14 protein-coding genes are annotated in these 13776 nt (G+C 63.2%); 6 read left to right on the top strand and 8 right to left on the bottom strand.

The window, feature by feature from the left end; translation table 11 throughout:
• Nucleotides 1-136 precede the first annotated feature (136 nt).
• A complete protein-coding gene (locus tag I2H38_RS11700; RefSeq protein WP_196272045.1) occupies nt 137-1570 on the top strand; it encodes a DHA2 family efflux MFS transporter permease subunit in 1434 nt (477 codons plus the stop codon).
• 43 nt (nt 1571-1613) lie between these two features.
• Entirely contained in the window at nt 1614-2468 is an 855-nt protein-coding gene (locus I2H38_RS11705) for a dienelactone hydrolase family protein (RefSeq protein WP_196272046.1), read from the top strand.
• 99 nt (nt 2469-2567) lie between these two features.
• Here the strand turns inward: I2H38_RS11705 and I2H38_RS11710 are convergent, their stop codons facing one another.
• From I2H38_RS11710 to efp, 6 genes are all read right to left on the bottom strand, one after another.
• Nucleotides 2568-3041 carry a hypothetical protein gene (locus I2H38_RS11710; protein WP_196272047.1) on the bottom strand — a complete coding sequence of 158 codons (474 nt, stop codon included), beginning with the start codon at nt 3039-3041 and terminating at the stop codon, nt 2568-2570.
• Nucleotides 3042-3167: 126 nt separating this feature from the next.
• Nucleotides 3168-4148: a Gfo/Idh/MocA family protein gene (locus I2H38_RS11715; RefSeq protein WP_196272048.1), complete on the bottom strand. Its 981-nt coding sequence runs from the start codon at nt 4146-4148 to the stop codon at nt 3168-3170.
• Nucleotides 4149-4190: 42 nt separating this feature from the next.
• Nucleotides 4191-4892, bottom strand: a complete 702-nt coding sequence (locus tag I2H38_RS11720) for an RlmE family RNA methyltransferase (RefSeq protein WP_196272049.1) — start codon at nt 4890-4892, stop codon at nt 4191-4193.
• Nucleotides 4889-5926: a Ppx/GppA phosphatase family protein gene (locus I2H38_RS11725; RefSeq protein ID WP_229426681.1), complete on the bottom strand. Its 1038-nt coding sequence runs from the start codon at nt 5924-5926 to the stop codon at nt 4889-4891. The genes I2H38_RS11720 and I2H38_RS11725 overlap by 4 nt, the downstream gene beginning before the upstream one ends.
• A gap of 194 nt (nt 5927-6120) precedes the next feature.
• Complete coding sequence (locus tag I2H38_RS11730; RefSeq protein WP_196272051.1) at nt 6121-7305, bottom strand: aminotransferase; 1185 nt, start codon at nt 7303-7305, stop codon at nt 6121-6123.
• A gap of 131 nt (nt 7306-7436) precedes the next feature.
• The gene (gene efp, locus I2H38_RS11735; protein WP_196272052.1) at nt 7437-8003 is read right to left on the bottom strand and encodes an elongation factor P; all 567 of its coding nucleotides are present in this window, start codon (nt 8001-8003) and stop codon (nt 7437-7439) included.
• A 155-nt stretch (nt 8004-8158) separates the two neighbouring features.
• On the opposite strand from efp, the gene epmA reads away from it, so the two are divergent.
• From epmA to I2H38_RS11750, 3 genes are all read left to right on the top strand, one after another.
• A complete protein-coding gene (epmA, locus tag I2H38_RS11740) occupies nt 8159-9211 on the top strand; it encodes an EF-P lysine aminoacylase EpmA (RefSeq protein WP_196272053.1) in 1053 nt (350 codons plus the stop codon).
• Nucleotides 9208-10260 carry a lysine-2,3-aminomutase-like protein gene (locus tag I2H38_RS11745; protein WP_196272054.1) on the top strand — a complete coding sequence of 351 codons (1053 nt, stop codon included), beginning with the start codon at nt 9208-9210 and terminating at the stop codon, nt 10258-10260. Before epmA ends, I2H38_RS11745 begins: the two co-directional genes overlap by 4 nt.
• Nucleotides 10261-10389: 129 nt before the next feature.
• Nucleotides 10390-11394: a hypothetical protein gene (locus I2H38_RS11750; RefSeq protein ID WP_196272055.1), complete on the top strand. Its 1005-nt coding sequence runs from the start codon at nt 10390-10392 to the stop codon at nt 11392-11394.
• A 22-nt stretch (nt 11395-11416) separates the two neighbouring features.
• Here I2H38_RS11750 and I2H38_RS11755 read toward each other — a convergent pair whose 3' ends face one another.
• Entirely contained in the window at nt 11417-12130 is a 714-nt protein-coding gene (locus tag I2H38_RS11755) for an alanyl-tRNA editing protein (protein WP_196272056.1), read from the bottom strand.
• Between the two features lie 50 nt (nt 12131-12180).
• Nucleotides 12181-12603, bottom strand: a complete 423-nt coding sequence (gene arfB / locus I2H38_RS11760) for an alternative ribosome rescue aminoacyl-tRNA hydrolase ArfB (protein ID WP_196272057.1) — start codon at nt 12601-12603, stop codon at nt 12181-12183.
• Between the two features lie 149 nt (nt 12604-12752).
• On the opposite strand from arfB, the gene I2H38_RS11765 reads away from it, so the two are divergent.
• Nucleotides 12753-13703 carry an AEC family transporter gene (locus I2H38_RS11765; RefSeq protein ID WP_196272058.1) on the top strand — a complete coding sequence of 317 codons (951 nt, stop codon included), beginning with the start codon at nt 12753-12755 and terminating at the stop codon, nt 13701-13703.
• The last annotated feature ends 73 nt before the right edge of the window (nt 13704-13776 follow it).

Consider the following 13776-nt stretch of genomic DNA (forward strand, 5'->3'; position numbering starts at 1 on the left):
AGCAGCGACGAGTTGGCGAGGGTCCGTAGCACGAGCTTTCGATTTCGCAAAGGGCTCAAAGCCCCGCATCTTCATGGGGTCTGCCGTGCATCAAACCCCTATGCAACCGCACGCCTTCGGCTTAAGTGCGGGGGTTATGCGCCAGACCCGCCTCCTTCCCCTTATCATCGCCACCGCATTGTTCATGGAGAACACGGATTCGACGGTCATCGCGACCTCGTTGCCGATGATTGCGCAGGACCTCGGCGCAGAGCCCATCGCCCTCAAACTTGCTCTCACCTCCTATCTGGTGAGCCTGGCCATTTTCATTCCCATCTCCGGCTGGATGGCTGACCGCTTCGGCGCCAGGACGATCTTCCGCGCCTCGCTCGCCGTGTTCATGGCGGGGTCGCTGGCCTGCGCGGCCTCATGGTCCTTGGAAGGGTTCGTCCTCGCCCGTTTCGCCCAGGGCATGGGCGGCGCGATGATGGTGCCGGTGGGACGTCTGGTGCTGCTGAGAAGCGTCCCCCGGAACGAGGTGGTTCAGGCGCTGGCGACCCTGACCATTCCGGCCCTTATCGGCCCCATCGTCGGCCCCCCGCTCGGCGGTTTCATCACCACGTACTGGGATTGGCGCTGGATCTTCTTCATCAACATCCCGATCGGCATCCTCGGGATCGTGCTGTCCTCGATCTACATTCCGAATATCAAGGAAGACGACACGCCACCGCTCGACGTGGTGGGTTTCTTGCTCTCCGGCATCGGCCTGGCGCTGATGATGCTCGGCCTCGCCACGGGCGGCCGGCATATGATCCCGATCGAGGTGTCCATCGCGTTCACGGTTGTCGGTGCGATCAGCCTTCTCCTCTATATCCGGCACGCGCGTCGCACGCCCTATCCCGTGCTTCAGCTTCGCCTGCTGAAGATCCCGACATTCCGCGCGAGCGTCCTTGGCGGCTCGCTGTTTCGCGTCGGCATCGGCGCGATCCCATTCCTGCTGCCGCTCATGCTGCAGATCGGCTTCGGCCTGTCCCCCCTGGCCTCCGGATCGCTGACCTTCGTCGCCGCGGTCGGCGCGCTGTTCATGAAGACCATGGCCAAGCGCATCCTGGAGCAGACGGGCTTTCGCATGCTGCTCACAATCAACGCCTTCGTGGGTGCGGTTTTCATTGCCTTGAACGGGTTCTTCACGCCCGAGACATCGCATTGGCTGATCATGGCGATCCTGCTGGTCGGCGGCTGCTTCCGCTCACTCCAATTCACAAGCCTCAACGCCATCGGCTATGCGGAGGTGTCGAACCGGGACATGAGCTATGCCACGAGCCTGTCGAGCGTGGCGCAGCAACTCGCGCTCAGCGTGGGCGTCGCGCTTGGAGCCTTTGCGCTCGAAACCGCAGCTGCGGCACGGGGAAGTTCGACGATCACCGCAGCGGATTTCGGCCCGGCCTTCTGGACCGTCGCCGTCATCTCGGCCTTGTCGGGCTTCATGTTCTGGCGGCTCGCACCGACCGCCGGTGCCGAGATGTCCGGTCATCGCGCGGTCAAGCGCCAGAGACCGTCCACAGGCATGGGCGACGGGATGGAAGGTTGATCGAATGACGCTATGTTGAGGGCCTCATTACGAGGAGGCACCCATGGACCAGCGCATTATCGACCTCTACGACGACTTCACCCATGGCGGCATGAACCGCCGTAGCTTCCTCGACCGGCTCGCCGCCCTGGTCGGGAGCGCAGCGGGCGCAACCGCCCTCCTGCCGATCCTGCAGAACAACTATGCGCAGGCCCAGACCGTGTCGGACAACGACCCGAGGATCACCACCGAGATGGTCGATATCCCCGGCGTGCCCGGCCTCAAGGGCTATCTCGCCCGACCGAAGACCGGCGACAAGCTTCCCACCGTCATCGTCATTCATGAGAACCGGGGTCTCAACCCGCACATCAAGGACGTGACCCGCCGCATGGCGACGGAGGGCTTCATCGCGCTCGGTCTCGATTATCTCTCCCCCATGGGCGGCACACCCGAGGATGAGGACAAGGGCCGCGACATGATCGGCCTGTTGAAGCAACCCGACGTGACCGCCTACGGGAAAGCCGCCGTCGCGTATCTGAAAGGCCGCCCGGACGGCAATGGCAAGGTGGGCGCGGTCGGCTTCTGCTGGGGCGGCGGCGCGGTCAACACCCTCGCGGTCGCGGAACCGAACCTGTCGGCGGGCGTGGCCTATTATGGCGGACAGCCGAAGGCCGAGGATGTGCCGAAGATCCACGCCGCCATGCTTCTCCATTACGGCGGCCTTGACGAACGCATCAATGCGGGCATTCCCGCCTATGAGGCGGCATTGAAACAGGCGGGAAAAACTTACGAGATCTACGTCTATGACGGCGCGAACCACGCCTTCAACAACGACACCAACGCCGCCCGCTACGACAAATCCGCCGCTGATCTGGCCTGGAGCCGCACGGTTGCGTTCTTCAAGAAGTACTTGGCCTAATGAAGAAGTACTTGGGCTAATGCCCAACACCCGGTCGTCCCGGACGCCGCAGGCGATCCGGGATGACGGGAGACTTGGAGACCCCGGGGACCTGGACGCTCATCCCTTCAGGCGAGCGTTACACTGGGAATAATAGCCGCCGCCTTTCTGAATCCATTTCAGGCCACCATTGGCGGTCCCTTGTGACTCGCCGTTGGCCTTGTACTGGTCAAGGCAGGTGTGCATCCGCGCCTTCCCAGCGGATTCATTCGAGTATTTCGATGAGACCGCCGTCGGGAAGACAACATTGCCCTTGATGGCCGGCTGAGACACCGGCGGGTTGGCTTGCCGTGGAGGCGCCGTGACCGCTCCGGTCGCCGGCGGCGAAGCCGCTGCCGGAGCGCTCGCCACCGTTCCGCATTGCGCTTTGCGGAAATCGTTCCAGGTCATGGTCCCGAGCGTTCCGCCGGTTCGAGCAGCCTTATACTTGGCGCTGCATTCCTTCATGGTCAGCGCAGATGCTGGCGTCGCGTGGACGAGCGCCAGCCCAGCCGCGCCGACAAGGATAGCGGATAGGATAAGATGCCGTTGCATGGTCGAACCTTTCTTTAGTTCGCACTCGGCAAATCCTGAAGGGAGCCGCGCTGCAACGACGGCAATGGCAACATGTGTCGCGACCAGCAACGCTCTCGATGCCCTCTCAGCAAGCGAGTGCATAAACTATGTCGAAGGTGCCTGATATGTTCCATCGCGAGCCGGAGCGTCGTCCTGGAACGGCTCCACTTGCACCCTACGCCCGACCATGAAGGCGTCCGCCACCAGGCGGAACGGTGCGACATCGACCACCGACCGCCCCTCCGACAGCAGCAGGTCGAACCGCTTGTAGACCCCCTCATATTCGGAGGGCTTTTCATCCACCACCACCCGCCCGTCGATTTCGAGACGGCAACCGCCCTGCGACAGTTTGAGCTGCGATCCGGCTTGCGTCTCCACGTCGATGTTCCAGCTCTGCAGGCCGGTCTGACGCCAGTCGAACGCGGCCGTCAGTTCGGCATCGGGTTGGCCGGTCGATAGTTCGAGATCGGCCGCGATGGGTGCATCCCGATTGGCGGGAAATTTCAGGTCGGCCCGCTTGATGAAGACCGGCTGCGGCATGATGCGGGTGACGATGGAGAGCGCGTTGATGCCGGGATCGAAGATCCCGAAGCCGCCTGCCTGCCAGATCCATTGCTGGCCCGGATGCCAGCGCCGCACATCCTCTTTCCAGGTCACTCGCAAAAGCTTGACCGTCTGCCCGGCGAGCGCCTTCGCCGTCTCGTCCACGCCCTTGTTGTACTGCGCGTGCCAGGTGGTGAAAATCGTCTTGCCGACCTTTTCGGCGAGCTGCTTCAGGTCCTCGAGCTCGCTCAAGGTCGCCGCGGGCGGCTTTTCCAGAAGAACGCTCTTTCCGGCGAGCAGCGCCTCCCGCGCGATCTGGTGGCGCACCTGGGGCGGCGTGCAGATGGCGACGGCCTCGAGGTCCGGCACGCCGGAGAGCATCTCGCGATAGTCCTGGAACGTATATTTCGCGTCCTCGGGCGACAAACCGCGCTGGCTTGAGACGGCAAGCAACGTGAAATCCGGGTTGGCCCTGATGTTCGGCAGGTGTTGATCTTGGGCGATTTTGCCCAGGCCGATAATACCGATCGCGTGGGGTGCCATGGCTCAGGTCCTCGATCCCGCGGGGACTTGAGCGAGCGCCTGTCAGGCGGAAGGCGTCTCGTCCGCCGCACCACCTCTGAAACCTGTCGCCAGCACATAGAGTTCCGCCGAGTCCGATCGGCTGGCGGAGGGTTTCACGTGCCGCACCAGGGCAAAATCGCGCTTGAGGTCCGCCAGAAGCTGGCTCTCGGTACCGCCCTGGAAGACCTTGGCGACAAAGGCCCCGCCAGGAGCGAGAATCTCACGGGCGAAGTAGATCGCGGCCTCCGCAAGGCCCATGATCCTCAAGTGGTCGGTCTTCTTGTGACCGGTGGTGTTGGCGGCCATGTCAGACATCACGATGTCCGCAGGCCCGCCCAGCATCGCGATCAGCTTGCCCGGGGCACTCTCGTCCAGAAAGTCGAGTTCGATGAACTCGACGCCCGGCAGGGGGTCAATGGGCAACAGGTCGATGCCGACGACCTTGCCCTTCGCGCCGACCTTTTTCGCCGCGATCTGCGACCAGCCGCCGGGGGCCGCGCCAAGATCGACGACCCGCTGGCCGGACTTGAGGAGGTGAAATTTCTCGTCGATTTCAAGCAACTTGAAGGCCGCGCGCGAGCGATAGCCCTCGCGCTTGGCGCGGGCGACATATGGATCGTTGAGCTGGCGCTCAAGCCATTTCTGCGAGGACAAAGTGCGCTTATGCGCCGTCTTTACCCGTTGCTTGAGGTTGCGCGTGCCGGAGCCGGTCTTTGTGGTCACCGATGGCTCTCCTGCCACACACTGTCCTCTCTCATCATATTCATCAAAATTCCTTCGCGGAGCCCCCGATCGGCGATGCGCAGGCGGTCCGAGGGGAACGCCCGGCGGATCGCTTCGAGGATCGCGCAGCCTGCCAGAACCAGATCGGCGCGATCTTTGCCGATGCAGGGGTTTGCGGCCCTTTGATCGAAATTGCAATGCAGCAATTGCTGGATGACGGTCGAGATGTCGCCGCTGCGCATCCACATGCCATCGACCCGGCGGCGGTCGTAGCGCGGCAGGCGCAGATGAATCCCGCCGACCGTCGTGACGGTTCCGGAGGTTCCGAGGAGATGGAAATGTGGTCCCTCCCCGGCTCCGGCCGCGATGGCGGCAAAATCGATCAGCCGCTCGGAGACCTCCCCGACCATGTCCTCGAAACCCTCGCGGGTCACGTGAATGCCACCGTGGCGCTCGGCCAGCGTCACCACGCCGACAGGAAGAGAATCCCATGCCCGGATGCGATTGCAGGGATCTGCCAAGGCATGCGGCGCGGCACCGTCGAGCCAAGCGACCTCGGTCGAGCCCCCTCCGATGTCAAATACGATGACCGATTGCGCCTTCGGATCGACAAGCGAAGCGCAGCCGGTGACCGCAAGATAAGCCTCCGTCTGACGATCGACGACCTCGAGGTCCAGATCGAGATCGTTACGCACGCGCTCGATAAAGGACGGCCCGTTCTCGGCCAGACGACAGGCTTCGGTTGCCACGAGTCGAGCCCGCGCGACGCCTTTCGCCATCATCTTGTCCCGGCAGACCCGCAGCGCTTCGAGGGTGCGGTCGATCGCGTCGTCGCTCAGCTGATTGCCGTGCCCGAGGCCCTCTCCCAAGCGAACGATGCGCGAGAACGCATCCACGACGCGAAAGCCAACGGAGGCCGGTTCGGCGATGAGGAGCCGGCAATTGTTGGTGCCGAGATCGAGCGCCGCATAGCTTCGCGGCGCGTGATGCCGCAGGTTCCGCTTGGCCGTTTCGTGCACGCGCGCCGCAAGCATCGATGCGCCGGAATCGGCCCCGGAATGCGGGCTCGTCCGTCGTTCACCAGATGCGGCGATCGAATCGTACTTCACAGTCAAAACGAAATCCTTCGGCATCCCGCGTCAGGTGCCTGGTTGATGATAAGAGTAACAACCGCCCCATGGTCCTGCCAAGGGTTTGAAGGAAGTTTGTGGGTATGCCCTGTGGGCGATCAGAGTGTGAGGCCGCCGAGGCGCTCCGTCAGATACTCAAGAATATCCGCACCCACATTGGCGAAAGCCACGCGCAGGTGCCCGTCCTGACCCGGTCCGAAATAAGTCCCCGGGAGACACAAGACGCCACGCTCCGTCGCCAGTTTTTCTGCCACCGCCTGGGCTGTCTTTCCTGGGAACGGATGCCGCAGATACGCGAAATAGGCCCCGACCGATTCAATGCGCCATTCCGGCAAGGGCGCGAGCGCCGCGCGGAAGACTTTCGCGCGCCCGTTGATCTCGGCGCGATTCTCCTCGCGCCAGTCGCGCAGGCCATCGATGGCCCAGGGCAGCGCCGCTTGCGCGGTGCGTGGCGGACAGATCTGGATGCAATCCAGAATCTTGGCCACATGCTCGATCAGCCCGGCATCCGCCGTGATCGCGCCCATGCGATGACCCGGGATCGCGTAGGACTTGGAGAACGAGTAGAGCTGGACGACGGTGTCGCGCCATTTCTCGTTGGCGAACAAGCCGTGTGCCCGGTTCATGCCGCTCGGCAAAAAGTCCCGGTAAGTCTCGTCAATAACGAGATAAATTTTTCGCTTGCGGCACATCTCCGCGAAGCTTTCAATCACGTGCGCCGGATAAACCGCCCCGGTCGGGTTGTTCGGGGTCACGAGAACGATGGCCCGAACCTTGTCATCGATCAGCGCCTCGGCATCTTCGACGCGGGGCACGAAACCGGCCTCCGGGCGGCACGGCAGCGCGCGCGCCTCAATGCCCAACATGTCGAGGCTCATCTGATGGTTGAAATACCACGGCGTCGGCAGAAGCACCGCCTCGCCGCGATGCGCCAGCAACATCATCGCTGCGAAGAAGGCCAGATTGCACCCCGCGGTAACAGCCGTGTCTTCCGGCGCAATGCGGCCCTCATAGAGGCGGGACAGTTCGGTGGCGTAGGCCTGACGCAGGCCGGCATCGCCATTGATGGGGCCGTATTGCGAGCCGGCAGCCGAGCCGGCGGTGGCTGCCATGCGTTCAAGCAGGCCCGGATGGGGGGCGTTCCCCGGAACGGCCTGCGACAGATTGATGAGCGGCCCATATGCGCCGTCATAGCGCTTGGTCCAGCTCTGCGCTTCGGGAATTGGCGGGCTTCCGACATCAGCGACGAGGGGGTTGATGGGCGCCAAAAATCCGCTCGTCATGAAGGTCGCGTGCTCCGGAAAGTGAAAAGGATAGGAATCTCGGGGAATGAGAAGCTCTCCCGGAAAGTCCTATCCTTCAAGATCAAATCGCCGACGAATAACCGTCGCGATCAAGGCCGGTGCAATCCGGCTTAGTCCTTGGCGCGTTCCACGTAGGAACCGTCTTCGGTCATGATGACGACGCGGGTGCCAGCCTGGATATGGGGCGGCACCAGGGTGCGCACGCCGTTCGACAGAATGGCGGGCTTGTAGGACGACGACGCGGTCTGACCCTTCACGACCGGCTCGGTCTCGGTGATCTCGAGCACCACGCGTGCAGGCAGTTCGATAGCAATCGGTAGGCCATTGTGGACGCTCAGCATCACGGCCATGCCTTCCTGCAGGTAGGCCTTCAGGTCGCCGATGATGTCATCCTGAACCGCGACCTGCTCGTAGGTTTCCGGGTTCATGAAGTGGAAGCCTTCGCCGTCCTCGTAGAGGAAGGTGTATTCGCGGTCTTCCACGAAGGCGCGCTCAACCTGCTCGGTCGTACGGTAGCGCTCCGACACCTTCACGCCGTCGGAGATGCGGCGCATGTCGAGCTGGGTCACAGGCGTGCCCTTGCCGGGGTGGATGTTCTGGGCGGTGAGCACAACATAAAGCCTGCCGTCCATATCGACGACATTGCCTTTGCGCAGCGTAGAGGCGATGACCTTCACGAGAAGCCTTCCTTATGACACATGTAAGCGCGCCATGAGGGTCGGGCTCTCCTGCCCCTCCGGTGGCGCGAAAATCAATTTCGCTGCCGCACTAACCCATATTGGCGCAAATCGCCAGTCTGACCTGACGGAACCCCTTGAAACGGAAAGAAGCCATGCCCGCCCCCTCGCCCTGGTGGACGCCGCATGTCCATGCGGATCGCCGCCCGTTTCTCTTAAACCGCAACCGCATTCAGGCGGCCTTGCGCGGCTTTTTTGCCGAACGGGATTTCGTTGAGGTGGATACGGCCACGCTACAGACCTCCCCCGGCAACGAGGCCCATCTCCACGCCTTCGCCACTGAAGCCATCGCGCTCGATGGGTCGCGGGCGCCACTTTATCTCCACACCTCGCCGGAATTTGCCTGCAAGAAGCTGCTCGCGGCGGGCGAAACCCGCATCAGTTGCTTCGCCCATGTCTATCGCAACCGCGAGCGAGGCCCCCTGCACCACCCGGAATTCACGATGCTGGAATGGTACCGCGTCGGCGAAACCTATGAGACGCTCATGGGCGATTGCGCCAAGATCCTGGCGCTGGCGGCGGAGACGGCGAAGACGCGAGCCCTCACCTTCCGGGGCCGCACGACCGACCCATTCCTGGAGCCCGAGCGTCTCAGTGTCGCGGAGGCGTTTTCGCGCTTCGCGGGGATCGATCTTCTGGCCTCCATCGACCCCAGCGGCACGACGGATCGGGAGCGTCTCGCCGCAAGCCTTCGCCAAGCGGGTCTGCGTGTGGCCGAGGACGATACCTGGTCCGACCTCTTCAGCCGCGTCATCGTGGAACGGGTCGAGCCGAATCTGGGCCATGGCCGCGCCACGATCCTGGACGAATACCCTGTCGCGGAGGCCGCCTTGGCGCGTCCGACCATGCGGGATTCCCGCGTCGCTGAGCGGTTCGAGCTCTATGCCTGCGGCGTCGAACTCGCCAACGCCTTCGGCGAGCTGACCGACGCGGCGGAGCAGCGCCGCCGGTTCGAAGCGGAAATGGCGGAGAAGATGCGGGTTTACGGCGAAAGCTATCCGGTAGATGAGGACTTTCTGGCGGCTCTGGCGCACATGCCGGAGGCGAGCGGCATCGCGCTCGGCTTCGACCGCCTGGTCATGCTCGCGACCGGCGCATCGCGCATCGAGCAAGTGCTGTGGGCTCCCGTGCCGGAGATTTCCCGATGACCGTCGTCCGTCCGGTCCGTACACCGGCAGAGCTGGTCGATGCCGGTCATCTGTCGCCTGAACACCTCGGCGACATCGAGCGCGTGGCCGAGCGCTACGCCATCGCGATCACGCCCGCCATGGCCGCGTTGATGGATCGGAACGATCCCAACGACCCGATCGCCCGTCAATTCGTCCCCGATGCGGCGGAACTCGTCGTTACGCCCGACGAGCGCGACGACCCCATCGGCGATCTCACCCACAGCCCCGTCGAGGGCATCGTGCATCGCTATCCCGACCGAGTGCTCTTGAAGGCGGTCCATGTCTGCCCGGTCTATTGCCGCTTCTGCTTCCGTCGCGAGATGGTGGGTCCGCAGGGACTCGGCACGCTCTCAAGCGAGGCGATGGACAAGGCGTTCGCCTACATCGCCACCCATCCGGAAATCTGGGAGGTGATCCTCACCGGCGGCGACCCGTTGGTTCTCTCCCCGCGCCGCCTCTCCGAGATCATGGAACGGCTTGCCGCCATCGATCACGTGAAGATCGTCCGCTTCCATACCCGCGTTCCCGTGGTCGAGCCGGATCGCGTCAACGCGGAGCTGATCGCGGCCCTGAAAGCGAGCGGCAAGACCACCTATCTCGCGCTTCACGCCAACCATCCGCGCGAACTCACCGAGGCTGCCCGCGCGGCCTCTGCGCGGCTCGTCGATTCCGGCATCGTCATGCTCAGCCAAACGGTGCTCCTGCGCGGCATCAACGACGATCCCGAGACCCTCGCCGCCCTCATGCGCGCCTTCGTCGAAACGCGGATCAAGCCGTATTATCTGCACCATCCCGACCTCGCCCCAGGCACCAGCCATTTTCGCCTCTCCATCGCGGAGGGCCAGGCGCTCGTCGCCGCCTTGCGCGGACGCATCTCCGGCCTGTGCCAGCCGACCTACATCCTCGACATCCCCGGCGGACATGGGAAAGCGCCTCTCGGTTTGAGTGCTGTCACCGCGCGCGAGGACGGTGCATATTCGGTTTCGGACTACCGCGGACAGACGCACCGCTATCCGCCCGAGGAATGACCCGCGCCGCACGTGTGAGGCGCGGGACGCGGCAACCCTAAGCTTGCATTCCGAAACGTTATTCGATACCCAAAATGGAAATCTGCCGGACATCCCGTTGTCCGGCCGACTCTTCCGAACGGGGTTCCCATGCGCAAAAATGCGACCGCGGCTGCTCTTATCATTCTTGGTTCGACGGCTCTCGCCCCCAACGCCTGGGCGCTCGATCCGGTCAATGCGCCTGTGAAGGGCAAATTCGACATCAAGATCGTCGTCGATGCGACAGCGGCCGGTGCGATGAAGGCCGATCTGACGGCTTTCGACATGAAGAACCACCACGAGGTCACGGCGAGCGTCGAACTCGCGTTCGCCTATGCGGAAGCCAACGATACCGTGGCGGAGGGGTACAAGGATCCCACCGCCGCGTTCGATGCGAAAGCGAAGCCGCTGAGCGAAGCCGCAGCGAAGGCCGCGCCCGTCATGTCGCCTAACGCGAGCATGATGAAGGGCATGCAGCAATGCGTCGAACTTAAAGGCGACACCGAGATCCAGGCCTGCATGATGAAGCTCGCGAGCGGCCTGCAAGGCAAGCTTCAGCAAGACTGCAAGACCAATCCAGGCGCCTGCCAGGCCATCGATACATTGACCGATGCCAAATCGCAGGACGCGCTTACCGCGGAAAGCGCGAAGTTTAAGAAATCGATGCAGGATTATCGGGTTTACACGGCCAAGAGCTGCACGATTGACGCCTCCATCGATTATTTCCGGCACGAGCGGCGCAACAGCGAAGGTGGCGGCGCGTCCTATCTCGACCGCACCAGCAAGACCAACGGCCCCGTCCGCCCCATCGCGTCGGAAGGCCGGTTGCCCTGCGAAGTGAAGGCCGTCGTCGGTCCCGACAACACGGTCAGCTTCTCGTTTGCCCTCTTCGACGGGCTGAGCTTTCCGGCCAAGAACACGAACCCGGTCGCGGGCGACAAGCCGGTTCGGTTGCAGTGGGATGCAACGCTGCGCTTCCCCTATGTCGTCAAGAAGCAGACATCCTTCAGCGGCGAGCAGACGCTCTCCCCGTCGCCAAGATTGATCAAGGACGGTGGCTGGGAGACGAAGGAGAGGTCACGCGCCACGGTGGCCTGGACACTCAAGCTCGATTGAACCTCGTAGACGGGACACCAAGCTAGTCCGCGAAGCCCACCTTGATACGGCGATTCTGCCGTCCCTTGTTGTCGACCTTGAGGATCCTGACCGGTCGCGCCTCGCCCGTGGAACGCAGATGCGTCCCACCACATCCTTGGCGATCGAGCCCCACGATCTCGACGATGCGCACATTCCCATCCGCCTGTCGCGGCGGCGAGACCGCTTTGCTCCGAAACAGGCCCGGAACCGCATCGGCCTCATCCCAAGGCATTTGAAAAGTGCGGACGGTAAAATTCTGTCGGATGGCGTCATTGATGGGATCGTGAAGAGCCCGAAGGCGGTCCGCATCGCCGCCTGGAAGGTCGAAGTCGACGCGGAACGTACCATCAGCCGAGAGCTGAGCCCCGGTCAGCAGCGCCCCACCGAAATCCTGAAAGACGATGCTGTTCGCGATGTGCGCCAGCGTGTGAAGTTCGCACATCAATCGGCGAAACGCGGAATCGACCGTCACGCGGACAACGCCGGAGATCTCCCGGTCGCTATCGATATCGTGCCAAAGCCCCCGCTCATCGAAGTGGACAGCCCGTACCGAAGCCTCGCCATCTGCCCAAGCGATCGATGCCCTGTCCGGAAGTTGTCCACCGCCGCCCGGAAAGACGGGAGATCGCGTCAAAAGCACGCCCCCGGGGCGCGCATCGAGCACGCGGGTCTCAAGCTCGAAAAGGTCAGGCTCATCTTGGCACAAGAGGCGCATTCAGGTCTCCGCGTCGCGTGGGTATTGCAACCATCTCATCACGTCTCGCCCTAATCGAACCCGGGCTTGGCTCCGCGCCCCTTCTTGATGTCCGAGCGTCTGCCCTTCGTCTCCAGCCGCCGCTGCTTGGAGGCCAGGGTCGGTCGCGTTGCACGGCGCGGTTTCGGCACTTCGGTTGCCTGACGGATCAGGTCGAGGAGACGGTCCAGCGCATCCTGCCGGTTGCGCTCCTGGGTGCGAAAGCGCTGGGCCGTGATGACGATGATGCCGTCGTTGGTCAGGCGGCTTCCGGCGAGTTTCATCAGCCGGATGGCAACCGTGTCGGGCAACGAGCGCGAGCGCCGCGCATTGAACCGCAATTGAACGGCGGTGGCGACCTTATTGACGTTCTGGCCGCCGGGGCCGGAGCCCCGGATGAAGCTCTCCTCAAGCTCGGCCTCGTCGAGCGCGATGGTATCGGTCACCGGAATCATGAGAGCCTCGGACGGAAAGCGGAGGCAACCGCGCCGGAAGCAGCGCTTGTCGCCTTGGCGGAGAAAGTCTAAGCGCCTCTTCTAGCCGAGCCACGCCGGATTGAAAAATCGCAGCGTGGGTTCGACCCTCAAATCCGGTTTTTCCGCTCATGACCGCCGTCTTCGCCAGCCTCATCCCGACGTTTCTCATCATCGCGACCGGCTGGCTATGTCGGCTCACGGGGGTCGTCAGTGATACGCAGTGGAACGGGCTGGAGCGGGCGACCTATGTCATCTTCTTCCCGGCACTGATCATCGACACTCTGGCGCGGGCGGACCTGACATCGGTCCCGGTCCTCGGCGTGGGCGGAGCGCTAATCGGGGCCATTCTGTCGATGGCGCTTCTCGTGCTGGCGCTGCGGCCGATGCTCGAACGTCGCTTTGGCATCGACGGGCCGAGTTTCACATCGGTCTTTCAGGGCGCTACGCGCTGGAACACCTTCGTCGGGCTCTCGGTCGCGGGCAGCCTGTTCGGCCAGCGCGGAATCGCGCTGATCGCGGTGGCTATCGCCGCCATGGTGCCGCTTCTCAACCTCCTTGCCTTTTACGTCTTCATCCGTTTCGCGGGTCGCCCCCGGCAAAGCGCGGGACAGATCCTGCGCTCGTTTCTCGTCAATCCCTTCATCTGGTCCTGTGCGTTGGGGCTCGCACTAAACCTCCTCGCCCCGCCCTTGCCGAAACCGGTCGCAGGCTATGTCGAGTTGATGGGTCGGGCAGCCCTCGCCGCGGGCCTGCTCATCGTCGGAGCAGGTCTCGACATCCGCAAGCTCACCAAGCCGGGCGCACCGCATGTGATCGCGACGGGGCTGAAGCTGCTGTTCATGCCCTTTCTCGCCGTCACCCTCGCGCGGCTGATCGGCGTGACCGGCAACGACCTCGTCGTGACCATCATCGCCGCATCCGTTCCATCCGCGAGCGCGGCCTACGTGCTGGCGCGGCAGATGGGCGGGAACGCCTCCCTCATGGCCGAAATCCTCACCCTTCAAACACTGGTTGCACTGCTCTCGATGCCGCTGCTGATTGCCTCCCTCGGTGATTGTGCAACATTATTATGCAATTAGTAGTTACAAGATGAGCACTTGTTTTATTTATAATTGTGTTGCTATTTAGCGCGACCGAAGCCTAGCAGGTAGC

The sequence above is a fragment of the Microvirga alba genome (assembly GCF_015694465.1).
Classification (GTDB): domain Bacteria; phylum Pseudomonadota; class Alphaproteobacteria; order Rhizobiales; family Beijerinckiaceae; genus Microvirga; species Microvirga alba.

What these genes read in the sequence shown, in the direction of transcription:
- I2H38_RS11710 (WP_196272047.1), bottom strand. Translation starts at nt 3,041, where the DNA reads ATGCAACGGCATCTTATCCTATCCGCTATCCTTGTCGGCGCGGCTGGG.
- arfB (WP_196272057.1), bottom strand. Translation starts at nt 12,603, where the DNA reads ATGATTCCGGTGACCGATACCATCGCGCTCGACGAGGCCGAGCTTGAG.
- I2H38_RS11755 (WP_196272056.1), bottom strand. Translation starts at nt 12,130, where the DNA reads ATGCGCCTCTTGTGCCAAGATGAGCCTGACCTTTTCGAGCTTGAGACC.
- I2H38_RS11700 (WP_196272045.1), top strand. Translation starts at nt 137, where the DNA reads ATGCGCCAGACCCGCCTCCTTCCCCTTATCATCGCCACCGCATTGTTC.
- I2H38_RS11705 (WP_196272046.1), top strand. Translation starts at nt 1,614, where the DNA reads ATGGACCAGCGCATTATCGACCTCTACGACGACTTCACCCATGGCGGC.
- I2H38_RS11725 (WP_229426681.1), bottom strand. Translation starts at nt 5,926, where the DNA reads ATGCTTGCGGCGCGCGTGCACGAAACGGCCAAGCGGAACCTGCGGCAT.
- I2H38_RS11745 (WP_196272054.1), top strand. Translation starts at nt 9,208, where the DNA reads ATGACCGTCGTCCGTCCGGTCCGTACACCGGCAGAGCTGGTCGATGCC.
- I2H38_RS11765 (WP_196272058.1), top strand. Translation starts at nt 12,753, where the DNA reads ATGACCGCCGTCTTCGCCAGCCTCATCCCGACGTTTCTCATCATCGCG.
- I2H38_RS11750 (WP_196272055.1), top strand. Translation starts at nt 10,390, where the DNA reads ATGCGCAAAAATGCGACCGCGGCTGCTCTTATCATTCTTGGTTCGACG.
- I2H38_RS11730 (WP_196272051.1), bottom strand. Translation starts at nt 7,305, where the DNA reads ATGACGAGCGGATTTTTGGCGCCCATCAACCCCCTCGTCGCTGATGTC.
- epmA (WP_196272053.1), top strand. Translation starts at nt 8,159, where the DNA reads ATGCCCGCCCCCTCGCCCTGGTGGACGCCGCATGTCCATGCGGATCGC.
- I2H38_RS11715 (WP_196272048.1), bottom strand. Translation starts at nt 4,148, where the DNA reads ATGGCACCCCACGCGATCGGTATTATCGGCCTGGGCAAAATCGCCCAA.